The sequence below is a fragment of the Pseudomonas sp. B21-017 genome (genome assembly GCF_024749245.1).
Taxonomy (GTDB): domain Bacteria; phylum Pseudomonadota; class Gammaproteobacteria; order Pseudomonadales; family Pseudomonadaceae; genus Aquipseudomonas.
Genome location: NZ_CP087194.1, coordinates 4,117,070 through 4,130,187, shown reverse-complemented (window position 1 = coordinate 4,130,187; position 13,118 = coordinate 4,117,070). Strand labels below are relative to the sequence as shown.

The window sequence follows — 13,118 nt, the reverse complement described above, 5'->3', positions numbered from 1 at the left end:
TTCAACTTGAAATTGCATCCACTACCGGAGTACTGGCCTGGAGCTGTCGCCGGTAGTTGGCTGCACGCTGAAGTACTTGGGTCAAGGCCTGGAAGTTTGCCGGTTTGGTCAAAATGTCATTGGCACCGGCGGCCCTGAAACGTTCTATCTCGCTCGAAAAAGCGCTCGCGGTGAACGCAACGATGTAGCACGTATCGCCCAGTGGTAGTTCGCGGATGTTACGGATGGCCGCCAGCCCATCCATAACAGGCATATTGATATCCATGAAAATGATATCTGGAATCGACGTCATGCACTCGTTGATCGCCTCCAGACCATCTGACGCAAGGGCGGGTGTATAACCCAACGCCTGTAACATCGCCAAGGCAACTTTCTGACTAATGGGATGGTTCTCCACCAACAGGATATCGAGCGGGTAATCCCCGGCAAAAGATGAGTCGAAACCAACCGTTGCATGATCGTCCCCGAGGGGGATTTCCGAGACGGAAAAAGGCTCCATGGGGAGTGAGAAGGAAAACGTCGATCCGATACCAGGCTGACTAGTAAAGGATAAAGTCCCCTGTTGCGCCTCGACCAGATTCTTGCAAATTGAAAGACCTAGCCCACTTCCGGTAAAGCGTTGACTGGCTGGCCCTTTGAACTGAACAAAGGGCTTGAACAGGCTGTCTTGCCGCGCCAAAGGGATACCTATGCCAGTATCGCGTATGGAGAACTCGAGTCGGGCTCGAGGGCTGTCACCGCTCGTTTTGACCACGAGCGATACTGTTCCGGTTTCGGTGAACTTGACCGCATTACCCAACAAGTTGATCAGTATCTGGCGAAGGCAATCGGTATCGGTTTTGACCCAGTGCGGTACATCCGGTGATACCTGAGCCTCAATGATGATTGGTTTGCCCTGAGTGTTTTGCCGGATCATTTCAATACTGGATGAAACCAATGCTCTTACTTCGAATACACGAGGCCTCAATTCAAGTTTGCCCGCTTCGATCTTTGCCAGGTCGAGAATGTTGTCGATAAGCGACAGCAGGGTTCGTCCGCTGGTATGAATCGTATTGACCAGAGCGCTTTGCTCGGGATTCAGGGTGGAGCCGGCCAGTAACTCGGTCGCACCGATGACACCGTACATGGGGGTGCGGATTTCATGACTCATGGTGGCTAAAAAACGGGTCTTGGAACGATCCGCGTCTTCGGCGGCATCTTTTGCCTGACTCAATACCTGTTCGTTTATTTGCAGTTGCTGAAGATGAGCACGCATGCGCAATAAGTCGATCACGAACAAAAGACTGAAGGCGAGAAATACCAGAATGGCAAGGATGATATGGTGCAGAGAGTCCTGATTAAGTTGTTGGTTGTAGTTCGCCAACGTCATCTCCGCACCTGCCACATAAACCGTCCCGTCCTGGGATTTCATTGGGACGAAGACGGCGCGAAAGTCTCCCCAGTGATCCGAGTAATCGATCCAGGTGGGCTCGGTACGCTCAAAACTGTCGAGCAGGGCCTGACTGGCATCTGGATAAGGATCGAAAAAGCGTACGTAATTCTGCTCTTGAATCTCTTTTTTCGAGGCGCTGGAGCTGATCAGATAGGCTTCCCCATCGCGTTTGACCACGCTGTAGACAAAGGCGGTGCCCATGGACTCGTTGAATCTGGAAAGCCGCTGAATGGTATCCCAGTCTTGCGCTTCCGTTTTCGACTGTTTGTCGATCAGATTGTCATGGTAGCGGTCGCCGAGGATGGCTGACGCGCCCAGCGCGGCATGCAGCAGCTTGTTATTAATGTTGTCAGTGAGAATTCCCTGAGTCTCGACGTAGAGGTAGTAGATATAGCCACTGACACCTACGATGTAGACCAAAAGTAAAGCCCATGTTTTCCGTCTGAGTTTGAACATTCATCACAGCCTCCATACTGTCAGCCCAAGCATAGATTGAAGACTGGTTGAAAACCATTGTTTATCAGTGAGGAAGTTACTTGACCGAGTAGCCAGTTTTTCTGGGTTTTTGGGAAGGTCGCGATTTTGCGGAAGAGCCCACCATAGTGGAAGTTGGAAGAATTTTGCTCCTATATCAAGAAATTTGCGGGCGAAGTTTTAGCAGCCTCTTGCCAAATGCTCTGTGTATAAATTTGAGGGATGATATTAAACGTCGGATATAAAAATGGGCGACCCTGGAGTCGCCCATTTTTATTGGCTGAATTAAGGCTGGGCCCGTAACCGTCGTCCGACCACATCCAGCACGTCGCCCGGAGACAGCTCTCTTCCAACAGTTGAGTGACACAACGAATGCGATATGCGGCCGTGTCCTGCAGCACATCGACAGGCGCTGCGGTGTCGATCGGGAGGGAAGGGATCGTGCAGTCGATGCCGGTAATCGACATGTATCGAGTCATGGTTGAACCTCCCGAGTGTCGGACGCCCCACCGGGTGGGTCGAGCTTGTCCAGCACCCGGTTTACCAACAACTTACCCGGTACAGCCAATTGCTGAATCGATAGCGCCAGGCTGCGGTGCGAGCCTTCGAGTTCACAGGCAAGGTCGGTGTTCAGGACGTTGAGCGAAGCGAGGGTTTCGCAGGCGTGGCTTAGCAGGGTTTCGGTGCGGATGTTGGGGAGAAGGGTGAAAGCGTGGCTGATGGGGTCGGGATTTTTGGGGTTGCGGAGGCGGGCGCTGACGGCGCGTTGGGTTGCTTGGCTGAGTTCAATGGGATCGAGAGACTCGGGTGGAAACTTTTTCATCGTGAAGCTCCTAAATCAACGGAGCCGCAAAGCGGCATTTACATGCCTTGATCGTGTTCGGTCTGTCAAAACCGGTCGCTGAGGTTGCAACGACGGACGAAGGTTATCGGTAAGGGTGGGGGCGCGCAAGTTCGTAAAATCGCTGTGGTTTGCAGGAAATGTCCGACGCTCTTGTCAGGCTTATTCGTGTATACCGCAGAGGTATATTTTTTGATTTTTTCATGACTGTTAAGCAATTTTTGGGTCGGAGCAATGTAGTGCTTTGGTGCAATGTCCGTATCGGCAGTCACGTGTAGCTTCGGACGTTGTGCATCTGTGCTACTGGGTAGCAGAATGGGATGGATATATCTTTATGAGCGCTTAGAAAATAAAACTTTTTAATTTCCTGCTTCATCCTCCTCCCATTCTTGGTGGGTTTTAATTGCTTTGTTTAGCCATTCGTTAAAGTCATTGTAACTTCCGTGATATTCCCAGCCCTCTGACGCATATGCGTGGATGATCAACACTTTCGGGTTGCCAGACTTATCATTTCCATCGAAGCAGGCTACGTCATCATTGGCGTTAAATCTTGCAAATGGTATTAGCTCTCTTTTTGGGTAGAGTTTTTTTAGTGTGTGATACCAGCTATTTACATCACCTTTCTCAAATGTAATGAACCACCAAGGTTCAATGTCAATAGGAGGGGACAGGCTTATAGTGTTTATAAATTTTTTTGGATATGAAAAATCCTGAGTGTTTTTTATGTCTATAAAAAAATCCATTCTTGTTCACTCAGTTTTTGCGGCTCATGGGATCATATGACGCTTTTTAAAACGCTGGGGAGCTCTTAGCTCGATGGTTTACATCAAAAAGGGATGAATTTATCTTCATGAGCGCTTAGGAAATAATTTTGTCCCCTTTTGTAGTTTACTTTTTAAGATATTTTTCCTTAAGCTTTCTTGCTTTTTGAAGTACTTCTTCTCGGTTCTCTAGAACGTTTTTTTCGCACCAGTCTGAGATGTAGTTGATACCTTCCTCAGTTGGGAGTGTGACAAAATCGTCCATAAACTCAAAAGTAATGCCTTTGGTATTTTTCAAATTGTCTGGTAGCCCATCCTGATCCACGTCACAGTCAATGTAGACGGCAGACATTTCCATTCCGATACTTGTAGGGATCAGCAAGTCATCCAAAAGTGCAGGGAGAAAACTTGTGATTTCATATGTTTTTCGATCCCGGAAATCTGTTAGGCAATAATTTATTGTCTTCAGTTGTTTTTCAGTGACTGTTGTCATTTTAATAGGCTCTACATTGGGTGGAAGTTGGTTACCGTTGTTAGTGTGTCGTCTAAGTATATGACGAACGGTATTCCATCATGTGTGGCTTCGTAGATTCGCTGATTGTTTGCTCTTGCTGTGTTATACCCGCTGGCAGCAGCTTCCTTGCCTGCGTTATACATTCTCTCGGTAGATATGACGCTACTATCGTATACCGTCTTAGGTGAGCGGAACTCCTTCGTTCCGGTAATGTTCCCGGCATTGTCGAGCGTATTGCGTCCATACTTTATCTGAGATATTCCTGGGGTGGTCGGACTCTGAGTTTCAGAAATTACATGCAGGTTCTTGTCTGATACTGCTTGCAAAAACTCATCTCTGCTATGTGCTCCTTTGATACCCTTCGTTTTGTCATATCCATCAGCTTTTTCGAGGTGATGCCTTGCATTGTTGCTGATGGGTACTCCCTTATGGTCAGTGGTCCCAGGGGGGCAGTTATTCAGTCCCAAAGGATCCACCCACCCCGTAGGGTTAGGCGCGTACTGGTAGTTGTTCAACCCACCCGCAAGCTTGATCGGATCCGGCGTCAAAAACCGCCCAGTCCCCGGATTGTAGTAGCGATGCCGGTTGTAGTGTAAGCCCGTTTCCGCATCGAAATACTGACCCTGGAAGCGCAACGGGTTGTCGATTTCTGCAACGTCGAGGGTGGCGAGGTTGCCGTAGGCGCGATATTTCGCTGACCACATGATCTCGCCGCTGTAGTCGGTGAGTTCCTGCGGGGTGCCGAGGTGGTCGAGTTGGTAGTAGAACGGCGTGGCTTTCAGTGGGCCTTCGCCATCGAGCATGGCCAGTGGGCGGAAGCTGCCGGGTTCGTAGATGTAGCTGCGATAGCGGTTGTCAGCGCTTTCGGCGATGAGACGTTCGCCTTGCCACAGGAATTCCGTGGTGTGGCCATCGACGGTTTTGGCGATGCGGCGGCCAAAGGCGTCGTACTTGTAGCTTGCGATGCTGCCGCCGGGGAGGCTGACACCGATCAGGCGATGTTGGCAGTCGTAGCGATACTCGGTGACGAGTTTCTGCCCGGAGCCGCGACGTTCGCGAATCAGGTTGCCGTGGGCATCATAGTCATAGTGGCGGTCGCCCTGCATCAGCAGGCGGTTGCCTTTGACGTTAGCGAGGTTCGCGGTCGGTTGGTCGCCTTGGCCCAGGAGGTTGCCCGCCGGATCGTGGGCGAAGCTTTCCGGGGTGGTGCCACGGACGTTGATCAGGCGATCGAGCGGATCATAGTGATAGCTGCGGTTGCCTTTGCGGCTGTCATCGATACCCGCGAGGTTGCCGTTGGCATCGTAGGAGTAGCGGCGACGGAACAGGTTGCGGTCCTGCTGGCTGACGGTGTGGGCTTGCAGGCGACCTTGTTCGTCGTACTGGTATTGGCTGAGCAGCAGGCCTTGTTGGCGCTGTTGTTCGCGACCGGCGCTGAACTGGTGCGTGGTCAGGCGCGAGCCGTTGAGGTCGATGCTGCTCAGGCGTCCACCGGGTTGGTGGCGGTAGTCGAGTTTGCTGCCGTCGGGGAGGCGGCAGTGGCTGAGTTGGCCGAGGTTGTCGTACTCGTAACGCAGGGTGCCCCAGCCTTGGTGCTCAGTGACGAGGCGATCTTGCAGGTCGTATTCGTAGGCGAGGGGCCAGTGGCCGTCGTCGACGTTGACGAGGCGGCCGAGGGCGTCGTAGCTGTAGTGAATTTCCTCGCCATCGGCCAGGGTTTTCACTAGCAGGCGGCCAGCGGCGTCGCGTTGGTACTCGGTGATTAGCTCACTGCCGTCTTCGCCGAATTCGGTTTTCTTCAGCAGTTGGCCGTTGAGGTCGTACTCGTAGGCAGTGCGGCGACCGTCGAAACCGGTTTCCTGTTGGATCAGGCCATTCGGGTAGTAATCGAGGTGGTAGTGTTCACCGCGTTCGTTTTCGATCTCAGTGAGCAGCAAGCGTGAGTTGTCGTAGCGGTAGCGAAGCTGGCTGCCATCCGGGTTGAGGCGACGGCTGACCAGGTGCAGGCCATCGGCGTATTCGTAGCGGGTGACACGCCCCAACTCATCGCGTTCGGCAGTGACATTGCCGTAGGCGTTATAGGTGAACGCGCGGGTTGCACCGCCGGGCAGGGTGATTTGCGCGAGGCGGTTGGCGGCGTCCCATTGGTATTGGGTGATGGCGCCGGTTTCTTCCTGACGGGTGATCTGCCGGCCCAATGCGTCGTAACGGTATTTGCGTTGGCCGCCGTCGGGCAGGTGCTCTTCGAGCAACTGGCCGAGGTTGTTCCAGCCCAGCTGATGGCGGCTTCCATCGGGATGGCGGATTTCCAGCAGACGGCCCTGGCGGTCGTAGCTGTAGAGGGTGGAGTTACCGTCCGGGTCGATCTGTTGAGTGATGTCGCCCTGATTGTTGCGTTGATACTTCCAGGTAGCTTTGCCTCGGTGCACGTCACTGACGAAGCCGTTGCTGTATTCATACGAAACGGGTTCATCTTCCGGAGGAATGACCGCCGTCATCAAGCCATCTTCGTCGTACCGATACTCGGTAACAGCGCCTAGCGGATCTTTTTCTGCAATCAGCTGACCTTTATCGTTGTAGGCCTTCAGGTGTTCAGCGCCATCGGGATCGATCTTGCTGATAAGCCGTGCTTTATCGTCGTGGGTGTAAACTTCTTCGCTGCCGTCGGCGTTGGTAACGGTGACACTGCCTTTATCGTCCCAAGCGTAATGCGCTTCCATCTGTGAGAAGCTCGCCCAGTGATGGACGCATCGCGATAACTTGCCTTCGTTCTCCCACTCCCAAAAGAAACTCGCACCACCCGCCAGTTGCCGCTCAAGAATTACGTGTTGATCGTTGTAGCGATAGTGTTCGGCTTCACCGGCAGCGTTCTTCGCTTCAATCAGGCGATGTTGCGTGTCATAGCTGTACGTAACCAGCGTCTGGACGGTGTTCCAGGCGTCTTCCAGATTGTCGGCGGGAATGAACTGCTGATAGTCGACGGCGATGATGTGCTTGCGGTCATATCGCAAGAGCAGGGCGCGGCCGGCGCCGTTGTCGAGGCGTTTGATCCTGCCGTGGATATCACGGGTGATATGCAGCCGGTTGCCATAGCTGTCGCTGATGGCGATCAGGGTTGCGCCCTTGCTGTCGTAGCGGAAGTGGTAGAACGATGGACGGCTCCCGGCTTGAGCCAGGACCAGCTCCGACGGGTCGTCACCGATGAAAATCGCTGCCCGTGACAGGCTGTTGGTAATTGCCGGACGCTGTTGGCTAGGAAGTGGAAATGGCGTCGCCCGGTTTTCGTGGTCGGTCCAGATGACTTCATCGCCATTGATTTCGATTCGGTGTGCCAGCGCATGGCTCCAGCCATAACCCAGACCACAATCGATTTCCACTGCGCTGCTTCGGTAAAGACGTGTCCACTCAAACGGCAGCAGGCCGTCGAGCTGGCCATCATTGAGTGTCAATAACTCTTCACCGGTGACCATCGATACAGGGCACTTATCGGTGCAGGTTTTGGCTGCGGGCTCAGCGCTTTTGTCGGCAGGTGTCTTGGCTTGCCTGGAAACGTCGTCGCCCGTTTTGCCCTTGCCCAGTTTTGCGTTTTTCTTCCCGTCAAAACGAACCTGTGCAATCCCTTTCTTCACCTGAGCCGTCACACCACGAGCCGCCACCGCGGTGTATTTCGCGACGTACTCCATGAAACCTTTGATGATCTTGAACACCGACTCCACAAAGCCGGTCACGGCCTTGATGACGATTTCGCCGTACTTTTTCAAGCGCGCGGCGAGGTAGATGACACCGGTACCCTCTGCAGCCACGGTCAGCACGATCGAAATCACGATGTCGATCGCGATGCCGACTACCGCTGCCGTGGTCATTTTTGCGACGTCACCGGCCATCTTCATCGGTGGCAGACCGGCCAGCCAGATCACGGCACTGCGTACCATCAGGAACAGAGCGGCCTCGTCGCTGGCCAGCAGCATGGCCTTCTTCATGACGTCTGGCGTTTCTTTTGCCAGTGCTATCAGTTTTTGGGTTCCGGCACCGAGGTCTTTGGCAAACTTGCTCGGGTCTTGCAGGATATCGAGCACCAGGCTGATACCGTCCCAAACCCCTTTGATCGCTTCCCAACCGCCTTCAAGGATGCCGTTGCCAATTGCCGAGGCCGTTCCCAAGGCGGATATGTTCGACCATTGCGGTTTGAAACCGGCCCATTCCTTGCGCAGGAAACCTTCCAGTTGACCGGTCAGGCCTTCATAGGATTTGAACAAGGTATCTATCTGAGCCGGCGTCACTTCGTGGTGAACACGGATCTTGTAGAACTTGCCGGGAACACCCTCCGTCCAGCTGGCTTTGCCCTGGGCGTCGAGTTTGACTTTGCTGACTGCGCCGCCTTCCACCGCAACGATTTCAACTTCGATGTCACCCAATGGGATGTCATACACCGATTCGAATTTGCTCTCGATCAGCAGCGGCCCCTTAAGCGGGCACTGGGCAACGTTCGAGGTGAAGTCGCCATCGGTCATGCTCACCGATTTGCTGGTGTTGCCGACCTTTATCACGCGCTCCATGCCCAGCAAGGAGGGCAGGTCTGCGACTCGACTGCCTTTGTCGGCGGCTTTCGCGTACCAGGTTTTGGTCTGTTCTTGATACAGCTTCAAGCTGTCCTTGAACGTGCTCAATTGGTTGTCAACGTAGGCAACGCGATCCATCAGCCTTGCTCCAGAATCAGGTGGTTTAACAGTGCTTCATTCAGGTTTTTTGGAGCATCGGGCCGGCGCACGAAACGTGCGATTTTCAGCTTCAGATTGCTCTCGGGGTAAGCGGCGTAGATGTCTGGACGTTCCTCTTCCAGCCATTGCATCAGGTTGCGGATCAGGGTCGACGGGTTTTGCTTCGCCAGGCTGTCGAGCAGTTTCTGCGGCACCTCCCACCACGGCCAGTCTTTCGCCGGCGGCACCACCCTCGGCCCCACCTCCAGGCTCTTCCCATTAATCAGATACCGATCAAACACCGGCAGTACCTCACCGGCGGCATCGCCGAGACCTTCCAGAATCGGATAGATATGCCGTCCATCCCAAAAACGGAAAAACACTTGCGTCCCATCCGGCATCCGCACTTGAGTCAGGCTGCGCAGATGTTCGAACACCACATCCGGCGCACTGGTGGATACCGCCAGCCAGCCCCAGTCCTGAGCATCGGTTTCGGCAATCCACGTTAGAAAACTTGAGTTGGGTTTCAGCTCGATGAGGTAGGGCATCACCGGCTGCCAGCCCGCGTAGGGTGTACCACCCCAAATCGGGGTCGCCTGGGTTGTGGGTTCGTTTTGGTAAAGCGACTTGAGCGCTTCGGCATCACTGGCGGCGCTGATGATCAGGTAGAGGCGTTCACCCGGCAGTAGCGGGGTTTCGGATAACCAGACCTGTGGATTGGTGTTTTCAGATGTCACAACAGCCGTCCTTGATGAGTGAATCTAAAAACTCATATCAGCTTCAATGTTTTCTTCGTAAGTCGAGAGCAACTTCTCAACGTTTTCGTTTCCGGAGTATTTTTCTTTCAACTGCTTCAGCTGCTGGTCGGTGCCCTTGCAATATTTATTTATATCGCTGATGACACGATCGAGAATTTTCGGGTCGGCGGGGTCCCGTTCAGGAATATCTCCGCGCAAAGAATCACAGTTGTCTCTATTTTTGATGTAGCCGGAGACGTCGGTCGGAACGGACTCAGAACTTTCCGTTTCGCAAGAATTTGACGTTGGCTCTACATCGTAACCTAGGCTCAAATAGAGATGACCGTTCAAACTCCCATTTTTTCTCGAGAAGAGATGAACGCCTTCTTGACTCAAACAGGTGCTGATAGTTGTAGCTTGATCCTTGACCTCAACGGCTGAGACGCCGTTTCCGGTTGCATTTTTACCAACTACAGCTATGCCGATGAAAGGCGCAGAGTATTGAATGTCAAGCCCATAAATGTGCATGTCGGATTCGTTGAGCAGATCCATTGCATCGCCCTGCTGCTGTTTTCCCCCAGTTGTCTTTGTTAACTTGCAGCAAGCAACGGTTCCATCCTGAGGGAATTGGACCGAAATGACTTCGTTGCTTGAAATATTCTGGGTTGTATATAAATAAGTTTGCCCGTCTGGATTATTTTTAACGAATCCAAATCCAGTGTCTTGGGCAAATACTGACCCTGAGCAAATAGTCAGAATGAAGAAAAGTGTATGTTTAATGTCCATCGGTTGACCAATGTGGAGGGTCGGAAACAAGCTTTTTAACTCCATATGTAGTACCTACTGGATTCAAGTCGCTTAAGTGAGTGATCAAAACGGAGGCGCCAGAAGCATTTACAATTGTTTTTCCAGATATGTTGGATATTGTCATGTCTATGGCTTTTCGCTGTGTATGGCGACTTGTAAGTGCCGGCGGATACACAATTCCGTAGCCCGACGCCATGCTGGTCGCAGCACTGATTGATTGCGCTGAGGTGCTATGAACCCACTCGATATTTACACCGTCCATTTCAGGTACGTCTTCTGGTGCAATGATTCCTTTAGATATTGCTGAGGAATAGTGCATCAGATAAGCACGCTCTTTGGGCCGATAAGTTGCCGAAATTGAAACACTGCCCCCGGCTTCTTTTATCGCTGCAATAAATTTGTTCACACTGGCTTCGAACTCAGTCGTGAGATCGCCCACACTTGTACTGGTCGGAAATCGTGCAACCCATTGCGTACCGCTTAGCTCCTTGGTCGGGATGCTAACAGTTACAGGTGTCTGATCCGTGGTTGGGGTGAGCGTCGCTTGTTGTGTTGCCATAATACGGGGCCTCGATAGTGGCTTTTTCAGCTTTGTTAGATGAGACTTTTTGGGTCATCCCCTTGTTGTCAGTGACACCATCAACAATAATCCCGGATTCAAGCGTTATTCGATAGGGAATATTCTGCTTCGGTTTACCCGTTTTTTCATCATTGACTAAAAATACTAAGTCGTGGCTGGTTTTTTCAGTGTCTTGGGCAGGTTTTGCTATATCGCATACACCCGCCTTACACCTCTCGCACTCTTCACAGAACGGCGCGTTGCGTTTCAGGGTGTTGATCTGCGCCGGCGTCAGTACCGCGCCAGCCTTGTCGGCATCAGCCTGTTTCAGCGCCCCAGGCATCAGCGGTGCCGCTCCAGTGCCGCTGCCGGGGCTGCCGCCGGAGTTCATGTTGATCACCGGGCCGCTCAGCGTCACGCCGCTGGCGTCGATCTTGATGAAGCTGCCGCCGCCCTTGAGGGTGAGTTCGCTGCCGGCTTCGAGCACGACTTTCATGCCGCTGCTCAGGTGGATTTCCTGGCCGGCTTCGATGAATTGGCCGGTGCCGACCTTGATGTGCTGGTTGACGCCCACGGTGAGGTGGTCGTTGGCGCGGGCTTCGACTTTGCGATCGGCATAGACGGTGTGGTGTTCTTCAGCCTTGAATTCGCTGTAGCTGTTTTGCTCAACGGTGTCGTGGCGTTCGTTGCCGACGCGGATTTTCTGGTCGTGCTCGACGTTTTCGTCCCAGTCGCGCTGGGCGTGCAGGAAGATCTGTTCCTGGCCCTTTTTGTCTTCGATGCGCAGCTCGTTGAAACCGCCGCCGCCCGGAGAACTCAGGGTTTTGAAGGTGCTGCGGGTCTTGTTCGCCGGCAGGGCGTACGGGATGACGTTTTCCTTGTGGTACAGGCAGCCGCTGATCAGCGGTTGGTCGGGGTCACCTTCGAGGAAGCTGACCAACACTTCCATGCCGATGCGTGGAATGGCGATGCCGCCGTAATGGGCGCCGGCCCAGGCGGAGGAGACGCGCAGCCAGCAGCTGGTCTTGTCGTCGGCCTGACCTTCTCGGTCCCAATGGAATTGCACTTTGACGCGACCGTATTGGTCACAGTGGATCTCTTCACCCTTGGGGCCGGTAACCACGGCGCTCTGGCTGCCGAGGATCCGTGGCTTGGGGTGGTTCAGCGGCGGGCGGTTCGGCACGTCCCAGGGGGTGGCCTGGAAGCGGTTGCGGTAGCCCTGGTGGAAATCGTCTTTCAGATTGGTGGTGTTGCTGGTCACCGACTCTTCCAGCACTTGCGGCTGTTTGCCTTCGTGGAGGATTTCGGTGAGCAGCCACAGGTCGTTCCACTTGGCTTTCGGGTGTTGGGTCAGGGCCAGGAAGTGGCCGCTGACCAGCAACGGCTGATCGCTGCGGCCTTCGGCCAACTGGAAGTCGCTGCGGTGACGCTCGAGGGCGCGTTTGGCCAGGTGCTTGCCGCGTTCGCGGTCGATGAAGCGGCCGGGGTAGTCGTAGTCTTCGAGGTCGGGCAGGGCGTCGCCACGGTTCTCGCTTTCCAGTTTCAGGCGCGGTTTTTCGAAGTCGTAATCGCGGCGGGTGGTGCGGCTGGTGCGGGTTTCCAGGCGCAGGTCGAAGCGCTTGATTACCGGGTCGTTGGCGACCATGCCGGAGTCTTGCTGATAGGCCACGGGCGCGAGTTTCGGGAACACCGTCTGGTCATCGCCGAACACTAGCTTGTGGGCCGTGGCGCTGTGCTGGAAGTGGTAATGGATACCTTCTTCCTCGCACAGGCGCTGGATGAATTGCAGGTCCGATTCATCGTACTGCACGCAGTAAATGCGCTCGGGATAAATCGCCCCGACTTTGAATTCGTAGGCATTGCTCTGGATGCCGTGCTCTTCGAGGACCATGCCGACGATTTTCGGCACGGTGAGGTTCTGGAAGATGCGTTGGTTGATGCGGTGCGCCAGGTAGGACAGCTGCGGACGCAGGGTCACGGCGTAGCGGGTCAGGCGTTTGCCCGAATCGCCCTGGGCGGCGCGGTAGATCTGGCCATGAATGCCGCTGCCGTCAGGCGAGAGCTGCAAGAAGGCCGGTTTGTGCAATAGCGTTTCGAGGTCCAGGGACGGCTGCTCGCTGACCAGCTCCACCTCAAACACAAAAGGCTGGCTGATGGCTTCCCGACCTTGCAGGGCAAGGACCTGGAGATCGTTTTCCAGACCTTCGACAGTCAGGGCAAAGTGAGTCTGATTGGCCGGCGCGAACATCCCTTGTTCCTCGTGCAGTGCTGCGGCGCGCGTTGACACCCGAAAGCC

9 protein-coding genes are annotated in these 13,118 nt (G+C 54.0%); all 9 read right to left on the bottom strand.

From position 1 onward, the window contains the following. Position 1 precedes the first annotated feature (1 nt). The 9 genes from LOY28_RS18650 to tssI all read right to left on the bottom strand — a co-directional run bounded on the left by LOY28_RS18650 (position 2) and on the right by tssI (position 13,070). Positions 2-1,888, bottom strand: coding sequence for an ATP-binding protein (locus LOY28_RS18650; RefSeq protein ID WP_064618727.1), 1,887 nt, complete (start codon positions 1,886-1,888; stop codon positions 2-4). A gap of 493 nt (positions 1,889-2,381) precedes the next feature. Then, a complete protein-coding gene (locus LOY28_RS18645; RefSeq protein ID WP_258612348.1) occupies positions 2,382-2,729 on the bottom strand; it encodes a DUF6124 family protein in 348 nt (115 codons plus the stop codon). 377 nt (positions 2,730-3,106) lie between these two features. Beyond that, a complete protein-coding gene (locus LOY28_RS18640) occupies positions 3,107-3,490 on the bottom strand; it encodes an SMI1/KNR4 family protein (RefSeq protein WP_258612347.1) in 384 nt (127 codons plus the stop codon). 145 nt (positions 3,491-3,635) lie between these two features. After that, positions 3,636-4,001: a hypothetical protein gene (locus LOY28_RS18635; protein WP_111454033.1), complete on the bottom strand. Its 366-nt coding sequence runs from the start codon at positions 3,999-4,001 to the stop codon at positions 3,636-3,638. Positions 4,002-4,012: 11 nt separating this feature from the next. Continuing rightward, on the bottom strand, positions 4,013-8,719 hold the full coding sequence (locus LOY28_RS18630) for an RHS repeat-associated core domain-containing protein (RefSeq protein ID WP_258612346.1): 4,707 nt from the start codon (positions 8,717-8,719) through the stop codon (positions 4,013-4,015). Beyond that, positions 8,719-9,456 (bottom strand): DUF4123 domain-containing protein, encoded by a 738-nt coding sequence (locus tag LOY28_RS18625; RefSeq protein ID WP_258612345.1) that lies wholly within the window; start codon positions 9,454-9,456, stop codon positions 8,719-8,721. Before LOY28_RS18625 ends, LOY28_RS18630 begins: the two co-directional genes overlap by 1 nt. A 24-nt stretch (positions 9,457-9,480) precedes the next feature. Continuing rightward, positions 9,481-10,272 carry a hypothetical protein gene (locus LOY28_RS18620; protein ID WP_225609294.1) on the bottom strand — a complete coding sequence of 264 codons (792 nt, stop codon included), beginning with the start codon at positions 10,270-10,272 and terminating at the stop codon, positions 9,481-9,483. Continuing rightward, positions 10,232-10,822: a hypothetical protein gene (locus tag LOY28_RS18615; RefSeq protein WP_086944957.1), complete on the bottom strand. Its 591-nt coding sequence runs from the start codon at positions 10,820-10,822 to the stop codon at positions 10,232-10,234. The genes LOY28_RS18620 and LOY28_RS18615 overlap by 41 nt, the downstream gene beginning before the upstream one ends. Further along, entirely contained in the window at positions 10,764-13,070 is a 2,307-nt protein-coding gene (tssI, locus tag LOY28_RS18610; RefSeq protein WP_258612344.1) for a type VI secretion system tip protein TssI/VgrG, read from the bottom strand. The genes LOY28_RS18615 and tssI overlap by 59 nt, the downstream gene beginning before the upstream one ends. Positions 13,071-13,118 lie beyond the last annotated feature (48 nt).

Excerpts from the sequence above, each read along its gene's own strand:
- LOY28_RS18650 (WP_064618727.1), bottom strand. The coding sequence starts at position 1,888 with ATGTTCAAACTCAGACGGAAAACATGGGCTTTACTTTTGGTCTACATC.
- LOY28_RS18645 (WP_258612348.1), bottom strand. The coding sequence starts at position 2,729 with ATGAAAAAGTTTCCACCCGAGTCTCTCGATCCCATTGAACTCAGCCAA.
- LOY28_RS18640 (WP_258612347.1), bottom strand. The coding sequence starts at position 3,490 with ATGGATTTTTTTATAGACATAAAAAACACTCAGGATTTTTCATATCCA.
- LOY28_RS18635 (WP_111454033.1), bottom strand. The coding sequence starts at position 4,001 with ATGACAACAGTCACTGAAAAACAACTGAAGACAATAAATTATTGCCTA.
- LOY28_RS18630 (WP_258612346.1), bottom strand. The coding sequence starts at position 8,719 with ATGGATCGCGTTGCCTACGTTGACAACCAATTGAGCACGTTCAAGGAC.
- LOY28_RS18615 (WP_086944957.1), bottom strand. The coding sequence starts at position 10,822 with ATGGCAACACAACAAGCGACGCTCACCCCAACCACGGATCAGACACCT.
- tssI (WP_258612344.1), bottom strand. The coding sequence starts at position 13,070 with ATGTTCGCGCCGGCCAATCAGACTCACTTTGCCCTGACTGTCGAAGGT.